The sequence below is a fragment of the Staphylococcus sp. GDY8P119P genome (genome assembly GCF_017892075.1).
GTDB classification, from domain to species: Bacteria; Bacillota; Bacilli; order Staphylococcales; family Staphylococcaceae; genus Staphylococcus; species Staphylococcus ureilyticus.
In genome coordinates this window covers 75993-99475 of record NZ_JAESKJ010000004.1, presented here as the reverse complement: position 1 = coordinate 99475, position 23483 = coordinate 75993, and the positions used below count along the sequence as shown (strand labels likewise).

26 protein-coding genes, 1 pseudogene and 1 riboswitch are annotated in these 23483 nt (G+C 32.6%); of the genes and pseudogenes, 13 read left to right on the top strand and 14 right to left on the bottom strand.

Annotated elements, in window-relative coordinates; translation table 11 throughout:
• Positions 1 to 28: 28 nt before the first annotated feature.
• Complete coding sequence (locus tag KA830_RS03190; protein ID WP_204179737.1) at positions 29 to 1333, bottom strand: TrkH family potassium uptake protein; 1305 nt, start codon at positions 1331 to 1333, stop codon at positions 29 to 31.
• Between the two features lie 94 nt (positions 1334 to 1427).
• Positions 1428 to 2165: a poly-gamma-glutamate hydrolase family protein gene (locus KA830_RS03185; RefSeq protein ID WP_046207069.1), complete on the bottom strand. Its 738-nt coding sequence runs from the start codon at positions 2163 to 2165 to the stop codon at positions 1428 to 1430.
• A gap of 392 nt (positions 2166 to 2557) precedes the next feature.
• Here KA830_RS03185 and KA830_RS03180 point away from each other — a divergent pair, with 392 nt between their 5' ends.
• The 3 genes from KA830_RS03180 to merA all read left to right on the top strand — a co-directional run bounded on the left by KA830_RS03180 (position 2558) and on the right by merA (position 4868).
• Positions 2558 to 2962 (top strand): SRPBCC domain-containing protein, encoded by a 405-nt coding sequence (locus tag KA830_RS03180; RefSeq protein ID WP_064209637.1) that lies wholly within the window; start codon positions 2558 to 2560, stop codon positions 2960 to 2962.
• Between the two features lie 162 nt (positions 2963 to 3124).
• Positions 3125 to 3559, top strand: coding sequence for a redox-sensitive transcriptional regulator HypR (hypR, locus tag KA830_RS03175; protein ID WP_046207067.1), 435 nt, complete (start codon positions 3125 to 3127; stop codon positions 3557 to 3559).
• Positions 3546 to 4868: a hypothiocyanous acid reductase MerA gene (gene merA, locus KA830_RS03170; RefSeq protein ID WP_210134070.1), complete on the top strand. Its 1323-nt coding sequence runs from the start codon at positions 3546 to 3548 to the stop codon at positions 4866 to 4868. Before hypR ends, merA begins: the two co-directional genes overlap by 14 nt.
• Before the next feature lie 104 nt (positions 4869 to 4972).
• Here merA and KA830_RS03165 read toward each other — a convergent pair whose 3' ends face one another.
• Positions 4973 to 5149, bottom strand: coding sequence for a hypothetical protein (locus tag KA830_RS03165; RefSeq protein ID WP_204179735.1), 177 nt, complete (start codon positions 5147 to 5149; stop codon positions 4973 to 4975).
• A gap of 225 nt (positions 5150 to 5374) precedes the next feature.
• On the opposite strand from KA830_RS03165, the gene KA830_RS03160 reads away from it, so the two are divergent.
• Positions 5375 to 5794, top strand: coding sequence for a GNAT family N-acetyltransferase (locus tag KA830_RS03160; RefSeq protein ID WP_064209635.1), 420 nt, complete (start codon positions 5375 to 5377; stop codon positions 5792 to 5794).
• 41 nt (positions 5795 to 5835) lie between these two features.
• Here the strand turns inward: KA830_RS03160 and KA830_RS03155 are convergent, their stop codons facing one another.
• Positions 5836 to 6060, bottom strand: a complete 225-nt coding sequence (locus KA830_RS03155) for a hypothetical protein (protein WP_019469882.1) — start codon at positions 6058 to 6060, stop codon at positions 5836 to 5838.
• A 259-nt stretch (positions 6061 to 6319) separates the two neighbouring features.
• A riboswitch (guanidine-I (ykkC/yxkD leader) is annotated at positions 6320 to 6417 on the top strand.
• A 52-nt stretch (positions 6418 to 6469) separates the two neighbouring features.
• Here KA830_RS03155 and KA830_RS03150 point away from each other — a divergent pair.
• From KA830_RS03150 to KA830_RS03140, 3 genes are all read left to right on the top strand, one after another.
• Positions 6470 to 6796, top strand: a complete 327-nt coding sequence (locus KA830_RS03150; protein WP_204179734.1) for a DMT family transporter — start codon at positions 6470 to 6472, stop codon at positions 6794 to 6796.
• Complete coding sequence (locus KA830_RS03145; RefSeq protein ID WP_064209633.1) at positions 6796 to 7110, top strand: DMT family transporter; 315 nt, start codon at positions 6796 to 6798, stop codon at positions 7108 to 7110. The genes KA830_RS03150 and KA830_RS03145 overlap by 1 nt, the downstream gene beginning before the upstream one ends.
• 188 nt (positions 7111 to 7298) lie before the next feature.
• Complete coding sequence (locus tag KA830_RS03140; RefSeq protein ID WP_046207063.1) at positions 7299 to 7925, top strand: LysE family translocator; 627 nt, start codon at positions 7299 to 7301, stop codon at positions 7923 to 7925.
• Positions 7926 to 8030: 105 nt separating this feature from the next.
• Here the strand turns inward: KA830_RS03140 and KA830_RS03135 are convergent, their stop codons facing one another.
• On the bottom strand, positions 8031 to 8396 hold the full coding sequence (locus KA830_RS03135) for a DUF4870 domain-containing protein (RefSeq protein ID WP_070658200.1): 366 nt from the start codon (positions 8394 to 8396) through the stop codon (positions 8031 to 8033).
• 109 nt (positions 8397 to 8505) lie between these two features.
• On the opposite strand from KA830_RS03135, the gene KA830_RS03130 reads away from it, so the two are divergent.
• The gene (locus KA830_RS03130) at positions 8506 to 9084 is read left to right on the top strand and encodes a histidine phosphatase family protein (RefSeq protein WP_046207061.1); all 579 of its coding nucleotides are present in this window, start codon (positions 8506 to 8508) and stop codon (positions 9082 to 9084) included.
• Positions 9085 to 9138: 54 nt separating this feature from the next.
• Here KA830_RS03130 and KA830_RS03125 read toward each other — a convergent pair whose 3' ends face one another.
• The 9 genes from KA830_RS03125 to KA830_RS03085 all read right to left on the bottom strand — a co-directional run bounded on the left by KA830_RS03125 (position 9139) and on the right by KA830_RS03085 (position 18466).
• The gene (locus KA830_RS03125) at positions 9139 to 9354 is read right to left on the bottom strand and encodes a hypothetical protein (RefSeq protein ID WP_210134069.1); all 216 of its coding nucleotides are present in this window, start codon (positions 9352 to 9354) and stop codon (positions 9139 to 9141) included.
• A 326-nt stretch (positions 9355 to 9680) separates the two neighbouring features.
• Positions 9681 to 10301, bottom strand: coding sequence for an NDxxF motif lipoprotein (locus KA830_RS03120; protein WP_204179733.1), 621 nt, complete (start codon positions 10299 to 10301; stop codon positions 9681 to 9683).
• 269 nt (positions 10302 to 10570) lie between these two features.
• On the bottom strand, positions 10571 to 12094 hold the full coding sequence (gene ahpF / locus KA830_RS03115) for an alkyl hydroperoxide reductase subunit F (protein ID WP_204179732.1): 1524 nt from the start codon (positions 12092 to 12094) through the stop codon (positions 10571 to 10573).
• Between the two features lie 16 nt (positions 12095 to 12110).
• Positions 12111 to 12680: an alkyl hydroperoxide reductase subunit C gene (ahpC, locus tag KA830_RS03110; protein ID WP_046207057.1), complete on the bottom strand. Its 570-nt coding sequence runs from the start codon at positions 12678 to 12680 to the stop codon at positions 12111 to 12113.
• A gap of 362 nt (positions 12681 to 13042) precedes the next feature.
• On the bottom strand, positions 13043 to 13753 hold the full coding sequence (locus KA830_RS03105) for an ABC transporter permease subunit (protein WP_107526127.1): 711 nt from the start codon (positions 13751 to 13753) through the stop codon (positions 13043 to 13045).
• 1 nt (position 13754) lies between these two features.
• On the bottom strand, positions 13755 to 14603 hold the full coding sequence (locus tag KA830_RS03100; protein ID WP_204179731.1) for an ABC transporter ATP-binding protein: 849 nt from the start codon (positions 14601 to 14603) through the stop codon (positions 13755 to 13757).
• Between the two features lie 99 nt (positions 14604 to 14702).
• Entirely contained in the window at positions 14703 to 15635 is a 933-nt protein-coding gene (locus tag KA830_RS03095; RefSeq protein WP_204179730.1) for a LytTR family transcriptional regulator DNA-binding domain-containing protein, read from the bottom strand.
• Between the two features lie 189 nt (positions 15636 to 15824).
• Positions 15825 to 16175, bottom strand: coding sequence for a helix-turn-helix domain-containing protein (locus KA830_RS03090; protein ID WP_046207056.1), 351 nt, complete (start codon positions 16173 to 16175; stop codon positions 15825 to 15827).
• A gap of 299 nt (positions 16176 to 16474) precedes the next feature.
• Positions 16475 to 18466, bottom strand: a complete 1992-nt coding sequence (locus KA830_RS03085; protein ID WP_145381357.1) for a catalase — start codon at positions 18464 to 18466, stop codon at positions 16475 to 16477.
• A 386-nt stretch (positions 18467 to 18852) separates the two neighbouring features.
• On the opposite strand from KA830_RS03085, the pseudogene nfsA reads away from it, so the two are divergent.
• The 5 genes and pseudogenes from nfsA to sdaAA all read left to right on the top strand — a co-directional run bounded on the left by nfsA (position 18853) and on the right by sdaAA (position 23421).
• Positions 18853 to 19608: pseudogene (nfsA, locus tag KA830_RS03080) on the top strand (oxygen-insensitive NADPH nitroreductase).
• Positions 19609 to 19683: 75 nt separating this feature from the next.
• Positions 19684 to 20250: a hypothetical protein gene (locus KA830_RS03075; RefSeq protein ID WP_070658237.1), complete on the top strand. Its 567-nt coding sequence runs from the start codon at positions 19684 to 19686 to the stop codon at positions 20248 to 20250.
• A 543-nt stretch (positions 20251 to 20793) separates the two neighbouring features.
• Positions 20794 to 21828, top strand: coding sequence for a PTS sugar transporter subunit IIC (locus tag KA830_RS03070; protein ID WP_046207053.1), 1035 nt, complete (start codon positions 20794 to 20796; stop codon positions 21826 to 21828).
• Positions 21829 to 21840: 12 nt separating this feature from the next.
• Positions 21841 to 22518 (top strand): L-serine ammonia-lyase, iron-sulfur-dependent subunit beta, encoded by a 678-nt coding sequence (sdaAB, locus tag KA830_RS03065; RefSeq protein ID WP_064209629.1) that lies wholly within the window; start codon positions 21841 to 21843, stop codon positions 22516 to 22518.
• Positions 22519 to 22530: 12 nt separating this feature from the next.
• On the top strand, positions 22531 to 23421 hold the full coding sequence (gene sdaAA, locus KA830_RS03060; RefSeq protein WP_046207051.1) for an L-serine ammonia-lyase, iron-sulfur-dependent, subunit alpha: 891 nt from the start codon (positions 22531 to 22533) through the stop codon (positions 23419 to 23421).
• Positions 23422 to 23483 lie beyond the last annotated feature (62 nt).

The following is a 23483-nucleotide window of genomic DNA, read 5'->3' as shown; positions in this document are numbered from 1 at the left end:
AAACTAATTTCTGGTCTGTTTTCATTTTTTATAGATGCACATTTTCTTTAGCATAATAAAATTTTTGCTTTTTTTCAGTAATAAATAATTGGAGAAATGTAAGTATACCAATTTTACCTATTAACATTGTGAGTACAATGACTATTTTCGTTGGGCTATCATATAATGTCGTGAAATTCATCGATAGCCCAACAGTGCCGAAAGCGGAAATCACTTCAAATAATACTTTAGAATAAGGTATTGCCGAATTCAAATAACTTACAATAAATGAGATAAATATAACAAATGTCCCGGCAGAAAATGTAATGGCCACAGCAGTTTTTAATGTATGCTCATGTATAGATTTTTTGAAAATAGAAGGGTGTTGTTCGTTTTTTAATGTACTTTTTATAAATAATAATGTTAAGACTAAACTTGTTACTTTAATACCACCTGCAGCACTGATAGGGGCGCCACCAATAAACATTAAAAGCATTAATAATATTGAAGTAGGTGGTGTGATTTGTCCGATATCGACACTGTTAAAACCAGCAGTTCGTGTCGTAACAGACTGAAAGAATGAAGCGCCAAGTTTTTCTAAAAATGCTAAATGCATCATAGAATGGTTATATTCTAAAAAGTAAAACACAACCCAACCAATAAATATGAGTATGACATATGTCGTTAATACTATTTTTGAGTGTACGGTTAATTTACTTAACTTTCTTGTTGTAGCGACGTCTAAAAAGACAAGCGGTCCAATACCACCCATGATGATAAGAGCTGGAACGATTATAGTTATTATAGGGTCATTAACAGTGCGCATCATATTATCACTAAATAATGAAAAACCAGCATTATTAAAAGCAGAAATTGAAGTAAACACACTTAAAAATAGCCCTTTACCAAAGCCATATTTTGGAATAAATGATAGTGCGATACATATTGCTCCAATGAATTCTGTAAGGATACTATAAACGACGAATTGAAGAATCAATTTGATGACGCCACCAGGTGTTTCAATGTTCCAGGTTGTCATAATCAAATAACGGTTTCTTAAACTGATTTTTCGATGCATCAGTATCAGTGTTAAAAGTGTTACCGTGACTATTCCTAACCCACCAATTTGAATAAGTAATAAAATAATAGTATCGCCTAACCAATTAAATTGACTAGATATATCTATAGTCGCTAGGCCAGTAACTGTAAATGCACTAGCAGAGATAAAAAATGCGTCTACAAAATCTAAAGGTTTTACACCTGTGATCGGTAAATATAATAATAAGGTGCCAACGATTGTGGTGAATAAAAACAACATTAAATACATATATAATGGTTTGTTTAATAGTCTCATTTTTAAAGTCCCTCGCATTTTAATAATGAGTATTTTATACTCATTATTAAAAAAAGCAAGTCAATTGATAGAAGTAAACTGAAAAAATTAATTTTTAAGTTTGTGAACGAATGCCTTTAGTGACGGCTTCAGCGAAATCATAAATTGAATTTCGGTATTTGTTCGTGTTTTCTCTCGTCTTTCTGTTTAAATTGTCTTTTTTGAAAAATGATTTTCTAATAGATGTAGATATCTCCAGTTGAACACCAGAACCTGAGTCATTTTCATTGATGAAATTTTTAGAAGAACGGCCATTAATATTATTTGGACTTTTTTCTACATTAAACCCTTCTTTTTCTAATTCTTTTTTTATGGATTGCGCCATTTTTTTATCCTGGCCGCCGATATAAACGATATCTTTATCACCTTGAAATCCGTGTATTGAGATAGATTCTTGAGAACGATTTGTCATTTCTTTCAATTTAGGATCGTCAAAATTGGTAGATGTAATATGCAATTGTTTGTTACTTGATTTTAGTAAGCCTTCAAAGCTATATAAATTAAAGTCTCCTTTTTTAGAAATGATTTTAGCTAATTCGGAGGTGCCCGGTTCTATACCGCCACCATGTATCGCAGTAATAAGTATATCTTTATTATTTGTTTTTTTAACATTTCTTTGCCAATCACGCTGTTTCACTGTATCTGATTTTAATTGAGCGAAATTTTGATATTTATCTTGATTGGGTGACTGGTTATTGTTCCATATGTATGTAAAGTATAGACTAACTAGTATGATGCCAACAATAACAAGCATAACTAAATAATATACGTAAGTGCTTAGAATATTTTTCATCGTTAACTCCTGATCAAAAGTATTTACTGACTAGTAAAGTATAACAAATTTATTAATGCTGCATAGATTATATGTTATTTACAATTATGTTAATAACATTGTAATGAAATTTACATATTAGGGTATGAAAGATATAGAGTGAATTATTAAATTGAAAATGAAATAGCTTGGATATTTTAGAAAAAGTAATAACGACGGCATGAAGAATAAAACATGTACTGACCGAGCATTTATGATAACCATGTTTATGAATTTATGATCAACGCTAACATGTGCGGTTAGTCTTTCCTGTTCGGTCAATCACGCTGAATGCCTTAATAAGACATAGTGATGTGTTTTTATGATTGAATGATTACAAAATATTTAATTTTAGAAGAAAGGTTGTGAATTTTTTGGATATAGTAACTAAAATGCAAGTCAATGTATCTAGTGATCAAGTGTTTGAAGCTTTTGTCAATCCAGATTATATAGGAGGATTTTGGTTTTCTTCAAGTTCTGAACGTTGGGAAGAGGGTAAAACAATTACCTTACGATATGAAGAGTATCATGCTGAAATCGATATTTTAATAGAAGATATGGTTGAAAATGAAATGATTCAATTTAAGTGGGGCGATAATCATGTAACAATACAATTCGATGGTGATGATAATCATACAATTGTAACTACTACAGAAAAAGATATAGAAGAAAATGATGTAGCACGCTTATTAGGCCAAAAAGAAGGCTGGGTATATATGCTTAGTTGTCTGAAATCATATTTAGAATATGGCAATAAAATAAGAGGTGCATTATTGTAACTATCCAACTAGGATTGAAAGCATGGCAATGTTTAACTTTGTTCACGCTTCCAATCCTTTTTATATATTTTTCAAATACCAAAACAAAAATTTTGCACGATATGGTTTAATATGTTTAAATGTAACTATAAAAGTTTCAATTAAAGATAAAAGGTGATTTCTTTGAATTTAGAATTCAATATAGCAGTACATTTACTGACTTTTTTGCTAAAACATGATGATGAGCGTTTTAGCAGCAATGAATTAGCGGAACGTATCTGTATTAATCCGGCTCAATTACGCAGGGTAACTCGTAAGTTAAATCAACATCATTATTTAGCTACTTCTAGAGGTAAATTTGGAGGGTATCAGGCTAATGATATGACAGCAAATGTTAACTTGTCTGAACTATTTGTGATGTTTAAAGAAGATCGCTCAGAAGGACGTTTATTTACTGGAGATGCTGGTAGTGACTGTGAAGTTTCAAGAGAAATTGGCAACACGATGTTTAAGTTTCATCAAAAAGAAGAAGAGCTATTAATTAATTATTATCAAAATGTAACGATTAAAGACGTTTTAAATGAAACGATTAAGGAGGATTATTATGAAAAAGTATGATTTATTAATAATTGGATTTGGTAAAGGTGGTAAAACTTTAGCAAAATTTGCGTCTGGCCAAGGAAAAAGTGTAGCTGTAGTTGAAAAATCGCAAAAGATGTATGGTGGTACATGTATTAATATAGGTTGTATTCCTTCAAAAACACTTGTGCATGAAGGTTTAGCACACGGTTCATTTGAACAAGCTTTTTCTAGAAAATCCGATGTAGTAAATGCACTAAACAGTAAGAATTATCATAATTTAGCAGATGATAATAATATCAACGTATTAGATTTTACTGCAGCATTTAAGTCTAATAATGAAGTAGAATTATTAGATGAAAATGGTGAAGTACAAGAAACACTTACTGCAGAAGATATCGTGATTAATACAGGTGCACAACCAATCATTCCATCCATCGAAGGTGTAGAAACATCACAACATTTATATGATTCTACCGGCATTATGGAATTGGCAACACAACCTAAACGTTTAGTTATTGTGGGTGGAGGCTATATTGCATTAGAATTTGCCTCTATGTTTGCGAACTTTGATACACAAGTAACTGTTTTAGAGAAACATGATGATATCATGCCTAAAGAAGATAAAGATATTGTTGCAGAAGTTAAAAAAGATCTTGAAAATAAAGGTGTTAATCTTGTATTAAATGCGGATACAGAGCGTTTTGAAGATAATGCATCTGGCACAACAGTACACACGACACAAGGAAGCTATGAAGCGGATGCGGTATTGTTAGCTACTGGTCGTAAACCGAATACAGACTTAGGTTTAGAAAATACAGATGTTGAAATTGGTGAACGTGGAGAAATCAAGGTAAACCAAAACTTACAAACAAACGTGCCAAATATATATGCATTAGGTGATGTTAAAGGTGGCATGCAATTCACGTATATTTCATTAGATGACTTCAGAATTGTAAAAGATCAATTGTTTGGTAATGGCAAACGTACTACCGAAAATCGCGGTGCTGTGCCATACACTGTGTTTATTGATCTACCATTATCACGTGTAGGTTTAACAGCAGAAGAAGCAAAAGCGCAAGGTTATCAAATTTTAGAAAATGCAGTACCTGTAAACACAATTCCGCGTCATAAAATAAACAATGATACAAGAGGTTTGTTTAAAGCAGTCGTTAATAAAGAAACTAGTGAAATATTAGGTGCCACTTTATATGGCTTACAATCTGAGGAAATTATTAATTTAGTAAAATTAGCAATTGACCAACATTTATCTTATGAAGTATTAAAAGAAAATATTTATACACATCCTACAATGGTTGAATCATTTAATGATTTATTCAATATGTAAAGCAAATATTTTTAACAAATATTAAAAAGTTTCTAATCAAAAAGAGCAGGGTTAAGTAATCTAGTGTAACTGGATTACGACCCCGCTCTTTTTTATATGATGATTTATATAATTGATTTAATAATTTGACCTATGAGTCCGAAAATACCGATGATTAAACAGACCACACCAAAGCTGACTAAACTTTGTTTTTTGCCGACACCTTCTTTTTTAGGTGTATGGTTATTTATGATGAGCAACACAATACCAACGATAATGAGTAATATTGAAACAATCCACATTTTGCGTCCCTCCTTACTTGTATCGATAAAATAATAACGTCTTTACTATCTCTTTACCCTGTTAACTGTTTATATTAACGCCTTCTTTATTCTTTGTACATCATATGTGATGTATGATGTGACATTAAAAGATGATTTAAATATATTATAAATGATTATGTAATGTAAGGGTATAGAAAGCTATAAAATAGATTGATATACACAAATGATGAGGGTGTGATAGAGATGAAAATAGATTATACTTATGTATTTGACTCACATGATTTAGAAGATTTTATAAAAATATATCACTCGAATGGTTGGATGGGACATAATAAGGAAAAAATTAAGACCATTTTTAATGCTAGCACACATATCGTGGTGGCAAAGCATAATGGTAGTGCTATAGGATTAGCGAGAGCCTTATCAGATGGTGTATTTAACGCAGCTATTTATGATGTTATCGTGGATCAGTCCTATCAAAATAAGGGTATAGGTTATGACATTGTATGTAGAATGATTAACCAATTGGGGCAGGTGTCTTGCGTGCATTTAATTTCAACGCATGGCGTTGAAGGATTATATCAAAAATTAGGTTTTCGAAAATTAAAAACAGGTATGGCCATTTATGCAAATCAAAAATTAAAAGATGAGTATACTGATTAATGTCTATCAGCTATACTCACCTTTTTGGTCGAGAATCTAGATTATAAAATATTGTGACTCACATCCTCATGTGAATAATTTTTCAATAGAGAACAACCCAGTGGATGATGACCATTGTCAACATAATGGTTGATTTCTTCTAGTACATCTAAAATTTCATACTCTGGTGTATTTACATCAAACGTATATTTGAATACTTGCTTCTTGTCAGATAATACAGTTGCAACGAGTTCATTATTTTGCATTTTGTAATTTAATAATTTCATAATAATCCCTCACTTTTATTAATCGTTTTAGTCCGTTTATCAAAATACTCAATTGAGAATAAGTTTCATTGACGACACCATTACATTATAATTATTATAATGTAATCCTTATTATACATTAAAATACATAAAATGTAGAGAGTTTTGACTTAAAAATTAATTTAAAACGCTTTCTTTATAAGAATTAATATAATTTATTATAAACTGAATCATCTTAACTTGAAGTTCGAAGTGTAATTTGATACGATTTCACTAATTGAATAAACCTTTCTAGGGTTCCACAACGATGGTGTTGGTTCGGTCCGAGAGAAAGGCACATATTAATATGTGACACGGAAGGATAAAAGCCTGGGAGATAGTATAGATGACTATCTCTCAGGCTTTTTTAATCTTAAAGGAGGATTTTGTTATGAATTGGTTAAAAATTGTGATTGCAGCACTCTTTGAAGTGGGATGGGTTATTGGCTTAACTCATGCTTCATCAGTATTTGAGTGGATATTGACAGTCATTGCTATATTTTTAAGTTTTTACTTACTTATAGATGCTTCAAAAGTATTACCGGTAGGGACATCTTATGCAGTCTTTGTAGGACTTGGTACAACTGGCGTTACACTAGCTGATTTTATATTCTTTTATCAACCATTTAACCCAGGGAAAATCATTTTAATAATGACATTGTTGCTTGGTGTAATTTGTTTGAAATTAGTGACGACAAATGAAGGGGGGCATTCATAATGGCTTGGATTTTACTGATTTGTGCAGGTATATTTGAAATGCTTGGTATTACTTTTTTGAATGCTTATGTGCATAGTCGCAAATATAAATCGCTCGGCTGGATGATAACTTTCTTTGCAATTAGTTTTTTAACACTATCTATTGCTATGAAACAGTTGCCTATGAGTACTGCATATGCTGTATGGACTGGTATTGGTGCTGTTGGCGGAGCAGTTTTAGGTATGCTTTTTTACAAAGAGTCAACGGATATTAAACGCATTATTTGTATTCTAGTTATATTGGGCAGCACCATTGGTTTGAAATTATTAAGTTAAAATTAAGTGAGTTATATCACATGAATTATTTTCCATTTCACGGCTTTCAATGATTGACCATTGACCAAATTTTGGATTTCGTTCATATATTATTTGAACATCACCATAACAGAATCATAAAAGATTTGTTTCGCGTGTTGCGATACAGTGTGCATCTTGATAACATAATTAAGGTGGAGGTGCAGAAAATGGAAGGATTAGCCGCATTTATAACAATTACTTTAATGATTATTATCGTCCCAGGACCTGATTTTTTCGTCGTGATGAAAAATTCAATCACTTCTGGTAAAGGTAATGGTGCGATGGCAGCATTGGGTATAACGACAGGCCATGTTGTTTATTCTCTACTAGCGGTCTTTGGTATTATTTTTATTTTGGCAAATATGTATTACGTGTTTTTAGTGATTAAAATACTGGGTGCTTGTTACCTTATATATTTAGGTATCAAAAGTATTATTAGCGCACGACAAAGTATGAATTTTTCAATCACACAAATGAAAGCACAACAAATCAGCTATTTAAGTTCATATAGGCAAGGTTTCTTTAGTACCATTTTAAATCCAAAAGCATTACTCTATTACATAAGTATCTTACCGCAATTTTTAAGTGCGGGCGAAGGCGTTACCACACAAATAGCGGTGTTATCCGCGATTGTAACGACAGTTATTTTATTATGGTTTATTTTCTGTGTATATATTTTTCAATACATTAAATTACTTTTTGCAAACAGAAAGATTAAAGCTATTTTTGACTATACGGTAGGTGCAGTGTTAATTGGTCTGTCGCTTAATTTATTATTTAGCAAAAGTAGTTAATCTAGATTTAACAAAAAAAGCAGCTTGAGGAAACAATATTTTCCCAAGCTGTTTTTTTTAGTGTGTTTTTGTGTCTATCGAATATTCAAAAGTAAATGATTTATCTTAGGGGTTAAAATAAGCACTTTCAGAAATTAATACTTTGACGCCACGATAAATATTTTTAATTGTATACCAAATAGTGAATATGATTAAAATAATTCCTAAAATTATCATTATGACCATAATTGTATGATGTTGTTGATTGACGATCATGCCACCTAAACTTGCAACGATAATAATAAATATCGGTCCTAAATATGTGATGACATGATAGAATAGCGATTTAGCAGCATGCGTGGATGCTGGTTTATCAGCAAAAATCCAAATGATGATAGGTAATATGATTGGAGCAAAAAATATGCTGAAATAACTTACAGAAGCTAAGACACGTCCACCTTGCGTATCTGAATTTAAAGGTTGTTCATTCATTTTTATCACCTCACATTTAAAGTAACAAAAATAAATATTTTATTATAGAAGTTATACTTCATCTAACAAAAATGTTACCTTATTTAAAAATACAAAGGAGTACAAACATATGAAACTATACTTAATTCGCCATGGTGAATCAAAATCCAATTACGATAAAAAAGAAGGAAATCACTATTTTTGTGGCCAATTAGACGTTCCATTAACTGAAAAAGGCGCGCGAGACGCGCAATTATTACAACATCATTTTAATCAAGTCAAAATTGATCATATTTATTTGTCAGATTTAACAAGAACGAGACAAACATATAATGCAATTTTTGATAAAGATATTCCAGCTAGTGTAACGACATTACTGAGAGAACGTTCTTTAGGTCAGTTTGAGGGTGAAAAAGTGAGTGAAATTGAACAAAATGCTCAATTTGAAACTTATTTTAATGGCGGTCCAAACAGTTCATTTAGGCACAGCTTTACTCAAAAAGCACCAGAAGGAGAAAGTTATGAAGATGTTTTAAAACGTGTAGAAACTTTCTTTAAACAAGAGCTAGATACATCTTTAGATACAGTTGTAATCATTGCTCATCAAGTTGTAATTAGATGTTGTTTCGTATACTTAGGTTATGAAAATAAAGCATCTGTGATAGATAAGCAAATTGATAATTGTGTACCTTATGAAATTGAGCTTTAGCTTTGATAAAATGACGTATTAAAAAACCTGAACTGTTTATTTGCTCAGTTCAGGTTAATATCTTTTTGCTGCTGTTAAGCTATCGTGAAATCCTTGGAATATAGTGTTGATATTGTCTAAGAAACTACCAACAATAACTGCGAGTATGACGTAAGTAATGCTTAAAGCAATAGATTTATATGAAATTACGCCATAAGTTTCTTTTTTCTCAAAGAGATTAAAAGCTATGAAGATAGCAGCCATGGCACCTAGTAAAATCGTAATTACCATAGTGCAAACCTCCCTATAAAGTTTTCGGCTGTGCTCCTACGTTTACTGTGTTCAATCTTATAACATAGGATAACAAATACATCTCCGAGAAAAAAAGTCATTTTATATTAAAAAACCTTACAATCATGTAAGGTTTTTTACAAATATAAGTCAAGATGAATCATTTAACTTTAAGTAAGCGCTTAAAAGGCTTTATAATGCTGGGAATTGGTATTGTCATCATTTTGTAATGCATAACACTTTATTTGATATCAATAAAAATGAATTTGATAGTTATTCAAAGAATGTTCACAAATTCAAGTAGTTGAATAACCATGAATGATACATTATTTATCTATTGCATCACTTTTAATACCTTTATCTTTAAGGAACTTTTTGATTTTTTCTTGTTGTTTACCGTTTACATTTCCTGCATGTTCTGCTGATACGTCTACAACGTTTAGCGTGTTTTGCGGTTGATAATTTACTTCTTCGATTTGTTTATCAGCATCTTTAATCGTGGTGTTTAACGCAGTGAAATAGTTAATGATTCGATCCACGTCATCTTTATAACCTTTAGGCAGATGATTGTCTTTGACAAAGTTTTTAAATCGCACATCGTTTTTAATCGCATTGTGTGATAAATCAGATAATCTTTTGGCTTGTGCGTCTGTGATTTTAGTATCCGTACCGGTTTGCTTATCTAATTTATACTGTATTAGATATTTATTGTCGAGAATATCGGCATTAACATTTAGATATTTTTTTATCGCTTTGTTCATTTCATCTTCGCTTATATTTTCGCCTTTTTTATGAGAAGCAAAGATATTACTTTCTGTAACTTTTTTGACATTTGAAGGGGCATGTCTTTCACTGTGTTGTTTATCATCATTTGAATTTTCATTAGCACATGCTGTGAGTATGACAGTTAGCATGAGAACGAATGTTATAAGTATACTTTTTTTCATAAAACGTATTGCTCCTTTAAAAATAGTCCAATTTATATTAATTGATGTGCTTTTGAAATTATAACCTAAGACTATCATTTCAAGCTATTGATTGATATAGATGTCGTAAAGTTAAACGCACAATCTTTTGAACAAAGTTTGAAACTTTGAGCGAAAACGTTTCATATTTGTGTAACAAGATTTGACTGCTTTTCCTTAGAAATGAAAACAACAAAAAAAGGAGAACCAAATTTGGTTCTCCTTTATCATCTATTTGAATAGGGAAGTGATTAGTGTCGAATGATATAATCAAATGCATTTAATGCAGCATTTGCACCAGCGCCCATTGAAATAATAATTTGTTTATTACGATCGTCTGTAACATCGCCTGCAGCAAATATACCTGGGATGCTTGTAGCGTTTGTACGATCAATGATTATTTCATTTGCTTGGTTTAACTCAACATAGTTATCTAACCATTCTGTATTTGGAAGTAATCCGATTTGTACGAATATACCTTCCAATTCTATAGTGTGGTCTTCACCAGTTGATTTGTCTTGATATTTAAGACCCGTCACTGAAGCTTCACCTAAAACTTCAGTTGTTTGTGCGTTCTTGATAATTGTAACGTTTGGTAAAGAGCTTAAACGTTCTTGTAATACGTCGTCTGCTTTAAGGGTAGCGTTACGCTCAAGTAGTGTAACATGTTCTACAATACCTGCTAAGTCTATTGCAGCTTCTACACCTGAGTTACCGCCACCAACAACAGCAACGTTTTTATTTTCAAATAGAGGTCCGTCACAGTGCGGGCAGAATGCCACCCCTTTATTGATAAGGGATTCTTCACCAGGTACTTCTAGCTTACGCCAACGTGCACCTGTAGCAATAATCACGGTTTTACTTTGTAATTTAGCGTCATTATCTAAAGTGACAATAATACCATTGTCTGTTTTTTCAATATCACTTGCTCTGACACCTGTCATGGTATCTACATTATATTGCTTTACATGATCTTCAAGTGCAGAGGAGAACTTAGGACCATCCGTTTCTTTAACTGTAATAAAGTTTTCAATTGTTGCAGTATCGTTGACTTGACCACCAATGCGATCTGCAACAATACCAGTGCGTAATCCTTTACGTGCAGTATAGATAGCGGCACTACCACTTGCGGGTCCACCACCAAGGATTAACACGTCGTAAGGATCTTTATCATTGAATTCCGAAGGGTCTGCTTTACTACCTAGTTCAGATAATATATCTTGTACAGTCATGCGTCCATTGCCAAATTCTTCACCATCTAAATAGATAGCTGGCACTGCCATAATATCTTCAGATTCCTCTCTGAAAATAGCACCGTCAATCATTGTATGAGTGATATTTGGATTTAATAAACTCATTAAGTTCAATGCTTGAACGACATCCGGGCATTTTTGACACGTTAAACTGATATAAGTTTCAAAATTGAGTGGGCGATCTAAAGCTTTAATTTGATCTATGACAGATTGCTCTTCTTTAGGTGCGCGACCACTGACTTGTAATAAAGCTAATACAAGTGAATTAAATTCGTGACCCATAGGTAAACCAGCAAATGTAATCCCTGTGTCTGCGTCAGGTTTATCTACTGTAAAGCTTGGTGTACGTTTTAGGTCTTTCTCTTCAATTGTGATATGAGATGATGCTGCTGCAACTTCATCTAGCAACTCTTTTAGTTCTTTCGATTTATCATCTGAACCAAGACTTGCGCGTAGTACAACATCACCCTCCATTAATTGAAGTAATTGTTGTAATTGTGATTTTAGCTGATCATTAAGCATTCAAATCAATGCCTCCTTAGATTTTACCTACTAAGTCAAGACCAGGTTGTAATGTTTCTGAACCTTCTTCCCATTTAGCTGGGCAAACTTCACCTGGGTGTTGACGTACATATTGTGCTGCTTTAATTTTGTGTACTAATGTACTTGCATCACGGCCAATACCGTCCGCATTAATTTCAGCTGCTTGAACAACACCATCAGGATCAACGATAAATGTACCACGTTGAGCTAGGCCAACCTCTTCATCTAATACATCAAAATTACGAGTGATTGTTTGTGAAGGATCGCCAATCATTGTATATTGAATTTTATTAATTGCTTCAGAATGATCATGCCAAGCTTTGTGTACAAAGTGTGTATCCGTTGAAACTGAATATACGTTTACACCTAATTCTTGTAATTTATCATACTGATTTTGTAAATCTTCTAATTCAGTAGGACATACGAATGAGAAGTCTGCTGGGTAGAAGCAAACTACACTCCAAGAACCTTTTAAGTTTTCATCAGAAACTTCGAAAAACTCATCTTTCTTTGGATCATAAGCATTAGCTGTAAATGGTAAAATTTCCTTGTTGATTAAAGACATGTAAAACATCCTCCTATTTAATAACTTAGTGTTAATTTAAATATTTTTAATCAGATTATCATAATTTCTTAATTATAATAATTCTAATCTTTCAATTACTATTATTGCATGTAGCTATTGTTTCGTCAACATTAGTACCTTTAAAGCACAATAGATTTAAATCGTGCTCGCTATTTGTGTTAGAAGACAATAAAACTAGTTAAGCTGCATAAGAAAATGAAAGCATATACATTATTTGTATTTTCTTTCACACTATATAAATAGCCATCCTATTCTCAACTAAACATAAGAATTGAGAAGGAAGGCATTGAAAGTTTGATATGATAGGATTATAAAAAATTATCACAAATTTGTGAACTTATTTACCGTTTTTGGAACTTGTAATGATAAGTAAATATTAAAGAAAGTATAGATACAATTAACCAAATTATTAAAAAGAATAAATTAAATGGTTGGTGATTTGTATCTAATTCTAAAATAAGACCGATAGGTAAAATGCTTAATAATTTTTCAAAGAAACCTAAATTTAAAACATCCTTCATAGTTTCAAATAATGGTGTCATAGCAAATATGAAAAAAGGAATCATTGAATATGTTGTGGCTGTTCCGGTGCTATTAGCTAAAAGGCCTAACGTTAAACCAAGTGTTAGATAAAAAATTAGCAGTATTGCAAACCCGAAATATGTTTGTATCTCAAAATTAATAGCGCTATCTAGAAGCAGTAGACTTATGATAGTTGTGATAATAGCAAGGATTGCCATAATAATAGCTTTTGATAATAATATTTCAAGCTTTGTTGCGGGTGTTTCAATCAATCCTTTTAAAGTACCTTTTTCATTTTCTTCAGCAAACATTGTAATAATCGGTGTAGTTGCAACTGCAACAAATGCCATATTAATTATAATTAATTGCATTAAGGTTATAGCGGAATCATAATCGCTTAATTCTGACATAATAAATCTATAGAAAAAGCTAAGGGCTAGAACGATGATTGGCATAAAAATGATTGATGGATTACGTATAGCTTCTTTGAAATCTTTTTCTAATAATGCAGATAAACGTGTAATATTCATATTATATGAGCTCCTTTCCTGTGATTTTTAAGAATACTTCTCCTAATGTAGGTAAATCTGAAGAAATATATTTTAAATCGTCAGCCTCTAACATGTCTGAAATATATTGTGCTGATTCACTTGTCATTGGCAATATCTTCGAACGATTGTTATTGTGAATGACTTTAATCGTATGCTCTGAGTGCTTGAATCTAAGATTTTCGGGTGAATCTAGGTCTAGTAGTATGCCTGATTCAATGAAAGCAACGCGATGACATAGGTTATTAGCTTCCTCCATATTGTGTGTGGTTAAAAATATTGTGGTACCACGCGAGTTTAAATCTTTGAGTCCTTTATGTATATATTGAATCGTGGATGGATCTAAGGACGCAGTTGGTTCGTCTAAAAATAGGAGAGCTGGTTCATGAATCAATGCTTTTGCTAATAGAACACGTTGTTTCATACCTGCGGATAAATGTTTGAATATTGTTTTTTTATCGTTTTTAAGTCCTATAAATTGTATGATTTCATCAACTCTCGATATTGGAATATTGTTAAGTTTAGCAAATAATTTTAAATTATCTCCTATGCTTTGTCGTTCATAGGCAGTGCTATGATCAGATAGAATGCCTATTTTACTCATAAAATTTCGTGAGCCGATGCTAGAAGTTTCATAACCAAGTACATTTAGTGTTCCTTGAGACTGACTGTAAGTGCCAGTGAGCATTTTAATAGTAGTGGTTTTACCAGAACCACTTGGACCTAGAAAACCAAATATTTCACCTTTTTTCACTGAGATGTTCATATTTTTCACTGCTATTTTATCATCAAAAGATTTTGTTACATTTTTCATTTCAATAATGTTTTCCATTTGAAAACCTCCTTTTACTATTAGTGTCAGCTTACCGTTTAAAGGCATGCTACACAGTCAAAAGGAGGTGAAATGTAACTATAAATCTGTGAACTGTTATTAATTGATGTTGAAAAATTGTTCAATATCTTTCGCTTTTTGTCGTGATAGTGGTATTAATGTATCTTTGGAATGTAGAAGTCGAATTGAATAACTGTTTTTAGACCATGAAATAATTTCGCTAACTTTTTGCAAATTAATTATATAAGAGCGATGGCAGCGATAAAAACCATAAGGGACAATCAGTGTTTCCATATTTTGGAGTGTTGTGTCTTGTTGATACGTTTCATTGCCTACGTGGATGACTACCTTACCGTCTTGGCCTTCTACATAATCTATATCTATTGGGTCTAGAAACATTACTTTTTCATTTGTTTTTACCGTTAGTCTTCTAATTTGTTGGCGATTTAAGTGTGGAATACTTTCTGTGTGTGTTTCAGAATTTTCTGATTGACTTCCAGATATTTCTATTGGTTTAAAAGTATTTTTGTTAAGACGATAGCAATTTTCGCTAATTAAAAGTGCTTCTTCGGTATGGTTTGTTAGCGTAATGATAGAATTGTATTTGCTTAAGTCATCCAGCAAGTTGATAATGATATGTTTAGTTTCTATTGAGGTGTTTTGTAAAGGTTCTTTAATAATAAACTTTGTTTCCGGCACGATGATTAACTTAGCAATATGTAAAAGTTTGAGTTCAGAATCATTAAGTTTTTTAATACGCTTGTGACTAAAGGGAGTGAGACTTGCTTTATGTAAAACAGTTTCTTTAGTCATATCTGTCTCATACCATTTACACCAAAATTTAATGATTTCATTAACAGTCATACGTTCTGGCAATGAAGCTGTAAGTGTGTATGTTTTAAATTGTTTATTATTTTGGTTTAAATTAATAATGGCATCTTGAAATTCGTTTTCTGTAACGATAGTAGCTAAGCGATAATTAAGCTCCACTTCTTTATTTGATGTTATAAACAATTTCGTATGGTTAACCATTATTAGCACCTCATTTAATATATTTGTGGATATATTATAACAATTTTATAGCATTATGTATCCATTTTGAAAGTAAAAAAACGGAAGAGTGCAGTAAGTCTATCACTTTCTCTTCCGAGTTTATTTAACTTAATTAAAAGTTATTTAACTCCCTAGATCATAGTACTCATGAATAATTGATTTTTATAATCAAACAAACGACTGTACCATCCACCAAATAATAAACGCTACAGGGAAGAATAACCACCAAAAGTTAGATAGAAATTCCCAAACATTCATAGGACGATCTTTCTGATTAGAAACTGGTTGTTGATAGGTTTCAATAATTGTCTTTTTTAATGCTTTATCTCCTTTAATGAGTTCATCTAATGAGACGTCGAATAGGTCGCTCATTTTTATTAACATATCAATACTAGGATAGACTTTATTCAGTTCCCATTTTGAAATACTTTGACGTGAAATATTTAATATTTCAGCAAGTTCGTCTTGCGACCAATTTTTGAGTTCGCGTTGTTCTTTGATACGTGGTCCAATTTCCATAGTTATCACTCCTTTTATATGAAATTAACGGTATCACCATGTAATGTCACGCACTTAATCGTTTACTCGTGTGCAACTCGAGGTTGCAAACACCTATTTGAAGGTGTTTTTGAAATAAATATAGCATGAAATCAGATCAATTTGATGTAAATTGAATCTTTAAATGTTTAGTAAGTATTTACCCATATTCACATAAAAAAGACGAGATAGAAATTAAATTACAATGAAAAATTTCTATCTCGTCTGCTTGTATCATTAAATATATCGTTGTAGGGATATATTATTTTAATTTTATATGCTTATCTGTCCCAATATCTTGCGCGTTCAAATGCTTGAATAATCGTTTGAGCATCATCTGAAATATATACACCGGGTGCGTTCAAGTCTAGTTTTGCATTTGATAATTTTTCTGATGCGGCTTGATTAACAACTAGCGGTTTGTTGTGTTTGTATGTGAGTTCTGCAAATGCCTCTGCATCCGGTGATAATTCTGCACCATCTGAAATTACAAACACACTATCAAATAATGTAGGGTGTGCAGTATCATACGTTTCAGTTATGCCGAAATCTTTAGTGATATCTTTAGGTTGTTTGCCTACAAAAGCATAGTTGAGTTTGTTGTCGACAAATGTTTTGGCATATGCTTTTAATGTTTCCTCATTTATCTCACCGTTCACAAGTACTGCTACAGAATGTCCAGGTAATGGTATATCGAATTTTTCCATTGTTAACTTACTATCTTTGGCATCAGTTTGTACTTCTTCATTTTCTTCTGGCACTTCAACACCTACGTTTGCTGCGACGCGCTCTGCCAATGCGCGATCAACTTTGTTTAGTTGATTCACTGCATTTTGTTTAACCATAGCTGATTTACATTTACCAATTTCAAATGAAAATCCATCTACGGTATGGTCGAACTCAGGCTTTGTTAAACTATTCAAATAAAGTTTAGCTTGGCTGTAATAATCTTTAAAGCTTTCACTACGTTTTTGTATTTTACGTCCTTCAACTTTTTCTTGATAATGTTCGTAGCCGCCTTCTTCTTTAGGTGTTGTGTGGGGATCGTTGTTGTTTAATGCATTGTTGTGATATGCCGTTTGTCCTTTATGGACATTCATTTGATGCATAGCATCTCTTTGGTTATTGTGTACTTCATTAACTGGTCGATTAATTGGTATTTGATTAAAGTTTGGTCCACCTAATCTTGATATTTGAGTATCCGTATATGAGAATAAACGTCCTTGTAATAGAGGATCGTTAGAGAAATCAATGCCAGGCACGATATGACCAGGATGGAACGCTGCTTGTTCCGTTTCATCAAAAACATTAGATACGTTTTGATTTAACGTCATTTTACCAACAATTTCAACTGGAACTTCATCTTCTGGCCATATTTTTGTTGGATCTAAAATATCAAAATCAAAATCAAATTCTTGTTCTGGTCGAATCACTTGAAGGCCTAATTCCCACTCAGGGTAGTCTCCTTTTTCAATTGCTTCATATAAATCTTTGCGATGGAAGTCAATATCTTTACCGGATAAGATTTGTGCCTCATCCCATACCAATGATTCTAAACCGTGAACTGGCTTCCAATGAAATTTTACGAAATAGGATTGACCATCACGATTAACCAAGCGGAAGGTATGGATGCCGAATCCTTCAATCTGTCTAAAGTTTTTAGGGATACCTCTGTCACTCATAGCCCAAACCGTTGTGTGCGTTGATTCTGGGTTTTGTGCGAAAAAGTCCCAGAATGTATCGTGAGCAGTCCCACCTTGAGGCATTTCATTGTGTGGTTCAGGTTTAACAGCGTGAATTAAATCTGGAAATTTAATAGCGTCCTGTATAAAGAAAACAGGTATATCGTTACCTACTAAATCAAAAATACCTTCATCTGTATAGAATTTTGTAGCAAAACCACGCACGTCTCTTACTGTATCTGGAGAACCTTTTGATCCTTGGACAGTTGAAAATCTGACAAACACTGGGGTAGTCTTTTCAGGATGTGTTAAAAAGTCTGCAGAAGTGTATTCAGATAAATCTTTGTAAACTTGAAATTCACCGTGAGCGCCAAAACCGCGAGCATGTACGATTCTTTCAGGAATTCGCTCGTGGTCAAAGTGCATAATTTTCTCTCTAAAATGGAAATCTTCTAATAAACTAGGACCACGTTCACCAACGGTTAATGTGTTTTCATCTTCACTTACTTTAACGCCATTATTCGTCGTCATTGCTTTATCGTCATTGTTTTTTTCTACATTTTTTAATTGTTCCTGTTTTTTGTTACTCAAATGAATTACCCCCTTGTTATTATTATTCCACATTTATGTTTTGGAAAACATTTCAATTTTGAATATTATTATTTTTAAAACAGGAGATATTACAAAAGGAAAATATACTTGTGGTTATATAGCAATATATGAAAAAATTTAAGAAGTATTTTTGTGTCCATTTCTGACATATATAATGTGCCAAGATGATTTATTTAATTGAAGCACACAAGCATCACATTCGTGTTTTATTTTGTTTATATATTTTAGGAATATTCAACATTTAAATAGGATGATAACATTTAATAAGAGTGAAAAAAGGGTAAACAAATAACAAGCAATTCACTGTGAGCTTTGTTAACATTTAAATACTATAGACACATACACAAAAGAGGAGCGGATAATACATGTCTGATTATGTATACAACTTATTGAAAAAACACCATTCAGTCAGAAACTTTAAGCAAGAGCCTATTCCAGAGGAGCATATTAAAAAATTAATTGAAGCGGGTCAAAGCGCTTCAACGTCAAGCTATTTACAGGCTTATTCAATTATTGGTATAGATGATCCTGAAGTTAAAGAGGACTTGAAAGAAGTGTCAGGTCAACCTTATGTAGTAGAAAACGGTTATTTATTTGTCTTTGTTATGGATTATTACAGACATGCAATCGTTAATGAAAATACTAAAAAAGATATGGCAACATCATTTGAATCAGCAGAAGGTTTGTTGGTCGGTACGATAGATGCGACATTAGTTGCACAAAATATTGCTGCTGCAGCTGAGGACATGGGTTATGGCATGGTTTATTTAGGGTCATTGAGAAACGATGTTGAACGTGTGCGTGAAATTTTAGACTTACCTAAGCATACTTTCCCATTATTTGGTATGGCATTAGGCTTACCAGCAGATGACGAAAATGGAGATCCTAAACCACGTTTACCACTTGAAAATATCTTCCATCACAATAAATATGACAGTGATAAAGAAACGCAACGTAAAACATTAGCAGATTACGATGAAACTGTAAGTAAATATTATGAATCCCGTACAAATGGTGAACGTACTGAAACGTGGTGAGAACAAATTTCTAATTTTATGAGTGCTAAGCAGAGACTAGATATGTTAGAACAATTGAATAAATCAGGTTTTATTAAAAAATAATTCACTGACAACTTCTGTTGCGTGTCACTTATGATGAAAAGGTCATATCATAGAAAGGGGTTGGTTATGTTGAGCATGTTTGACAAATTTTTTGGTAAGAAAACGCATGGAAATCATAAAGCTAAAGAGCAATATATTTATTCTTCTAGCAGTAAACTAACCCCTCAAGAAGCTCAAGCCTATTGGGTGAAATTGGCCCAAAAGTTAGTTGTTGGAGCTATTAATTCCGTTGATCACACAGCAGAACGTATATTTATTCTTATTTCATTTAACGAAAACGATTCTACGATAGATATATTCTTTCAAATGGATGGCCAGTTAAGAATGTGGAATGATTTAGATAATCAAACCTATAAAAGAACAATATCAAATAGTTTAATTTCACAAGCACCTAATCTCGTGAAGCATGTGAACTGCTTATATGATAGTGTTAATTTAACTCGGCTCGCATATTCACAGATTCAATATGAATTTGAAAGTAAGGCGTGGTATTTACATGATATTAGCGAAGATAGTGCTGAAGCGCATTTAGACAAAAATCCTGCATTTTTAAAATGGTTTGATGATGTTTCGAATACAATTGATAACATTCCGTTAGATAGTAAACAAAAAATTACTTGGGGTCCATTTAAACCAAGATAACAAATATTTAAAAGTGAGAATCAATTTTCTGTTAACAAAATAGAAGTAAAGACAGTCAGTGTTAAGGAAAACAATCAAAATGAAAAATTTAAAATTAAATCGACTGTTTCATTAAATTTATGTCCATATGTTAAGTACTTGTAAAATAAATACTTTGGTCTAAAAAAGAACCGTCAATTTCTATTGCAATAATAATAGAAATTGACGGTTTTTGTTTTATGTCATTTAGGAGTTCGTTACACAATGATAGTGCTTAGTTACGATATTAGTACCAATTCAGTCATTTGTTCAAATTATTGCAGCTATTGAACGGTTATTTTAGTGAAAACTTATTATCTTTCTCAAATTCATTAACTTAATATAACAAACAATATAACAAATGGATTATTATATTATATAAAATTCATTATTTTGTGAATTTATTCACAAATATTTCATAAAAGTCTGTTTTTTGCCATTGTAAGTGTTTTCACAAAGTTTTATGATGTGGTTGGAAATAAAAAATGATAGATATCAATGAAAAATAGAAAGAGGTTTGAGGAAATGGATATTATTTTAGGTGTAGGAACGCTACTCATTGTATTGTTAGCTATGACGTTATTTTTAAATTTTGCACCTTATGGTAAGAAAGGGCTACAAGCATTGTCGGGTGCTGCCTGTGCAACATTCTTACCACAAGCATTTTTAAGTTATGCCATTGGTGGCGTCTTTGACATTAAGTTTTTGCAGGAAATTGGTGACTTAGCTGGTAGTTTAAGTGGTGTAGCAGTCGGTTTTCTTACTTGTTTAAAATTAGGTGTCTCGCCAGTTTTTGCTGTAATCGTTGGTTTAGTACTTCACGATTTTAAATTATTACCCGCTTTTTTAGCTGCTTATTTGGTTTCATTTGCTATTAAATTTTTAGAAAAAAAAGTCCCAGAGGGCTTAGATTTAATAACTGTAATTTTATTTGCTCCTGCTGTTTCTTTCCTTCTTGCAAGTATTATGAGCCCAGGTGTTATCGCTTTATTAAAACAAATTGGTAGTGCCGTGACAGCTGTTGGTGACAACAATCCTTATGTATTAGCAATTATTTTAGGTCTTATTATTCCTGTTACAGGTATGACACCACTTAGTTCCATGGTATTAACAAGCTTATTAGGACTAACTGGTTTGCCTATGGCGATTGGTGCACTGACATGTACAGGTAGCTCATTTGTCAATTTCATTATGTTTAAACAATTAAAAATAGGTAACGCTTCCAAAGCTTTCGCTGTTGCAGTTGAACCATTAACCCAAATAGATATTATTGCGAAGTATCCTTTGCAACTCTATGGTACCAATGCACTTATTGGTGTTGTAAACGCATGTATCGTCACATTTAGTGGATTAGTAATCAACGTGACAGGTATGGCGACGCCAATTGCCGGTGCTATTGTATTGTTTGGATTTAATGACCCGATTAAATCTGTGATTACGATTATTACGGTATCAATTACTAGTATTTTATTAAGTCTAGTTATAGGAAAAATGATTAATAAATTTAATATGACTAGCTTGAATTTCAATCTACCTAGAATGAAAAAACAGACCAATTAAGGAGAGAGAAGAATGGCAAGAAAACAAGATTATCAAAGTGCTTTTGATGTTATTGGTCCAATTATGATGGGCCCATCTAGTTCTCACACTGCAGGTGCAGTGAAAATAGGCAATGCTGCGCGAACAGTATTACAGTCTGAACCTCAAAAGATTGTGATTCATTATTATGAATCATTTGCCTCCACGCACAAGGGTCACGGAACAGATTTAGCAATTATTGGTGGGTCAATGGGTTTCAGCACATTTGATGAGCGAATTAAAGACGCTATCACATTTGCGGAAGCACAAAATATTGATATAGAAATTATAGAAGAAACAAGTGCTAGCTTGGGTGAACATCCGAACTGCGCATTAATTAAATTAGATGGTAATGGAAGACATGTAGAAATTAATGGTATTTCAATTGGTGGAGGTACAATTAAAATTAAAAGTATCCACGTGGATGGGCTTTGTATCCTCATGCATCATGCATTGCCTATTTTGGTTGTAGATGGAGAAGCTAATATTTCTTTAATTAACCATTTGATTAATGACTTGATTGAGTATGAAGTAGATATTAATGAAGAAATTAAAACAATTAATAATGACAAATGTTTATTGGCATTACATCTAAATAAAGCTTTAGATGTAGATAGTTTAAGTAAATTACGTGAGAAATATAAAGAATTAAATTTTTCATATATTTGTTAGAGGAGTGGCAATATGTATCATTCAATGCGAGAAATTATAGATTATGCAGTGGCACAGAACACAACATTTGCTGAAATGATGATTCATGAGGAGATGGAATTAAAAGGGATTTCAAGGGATGAAGTTCGTGCATTAATGAAACAAAATCTTGATGTTATGAGAGAAGCGTTAGAAAAAGGACTTTCTGGAGATGGTGTAAAAAGTGTGACAGGTTATACTGGACATGATGCAGTGAAACTAGATCGATATAATGAAGATTACCATGCTTTATCTGGACATGATATGGTAGAAGCTTTAAAAGGTGCAATATCGACAAATGAAGTGAATGCTGCGATGGGTATTATTTGTGCAACACCAACTGCTGGGTCATCAGGTACAATACCAGGCATATTATTCAAGTTAGAAAAAACACACGGTTTAACAGAAGCGCAGATGATTGACTTTTTATTTGCTGCAGCACTATGTGGCAAAATTATCGCAAACAATGCAAGTGTGGCAGGTGCTATTGGTGGATGTCAGGCAGAGGTGGGATCAGCCTCAGCAATTGCAGCAGCTGCAGCAGTTGAGATATTTGGTGGAACACCTGAAGAAAGTGGTCATGCGATGGCATTAGCTATCAGTAATTTATTAGGGTTAGTTTGTGACCCTGTGGCAGGGTTAGTTGAAATACCTTGTGTTATGCGTAATGCTATTGGTTCAGGCAATGGTTTAATCTCAGCTGATTTAGCGTTAGCTGGAATAAAAAGTAGAATTCCAGTAGACGAAGTGATAGAGGCGATGGATAGGGTAGGACGCAACTTGCCGGCATCGTTGAGAGAAACTGGACTGGGAGGTCTAGCTGGAACGCCAACTGGAGAAGCAATAAAGAAAAAAATATTTGGACAAACAAGTGTTGAATCTTAAAAAGTAAAGATATATCTATTGAAGGTATTGAAAAATTAAATTGAAAAAATGCATGTTTCCCA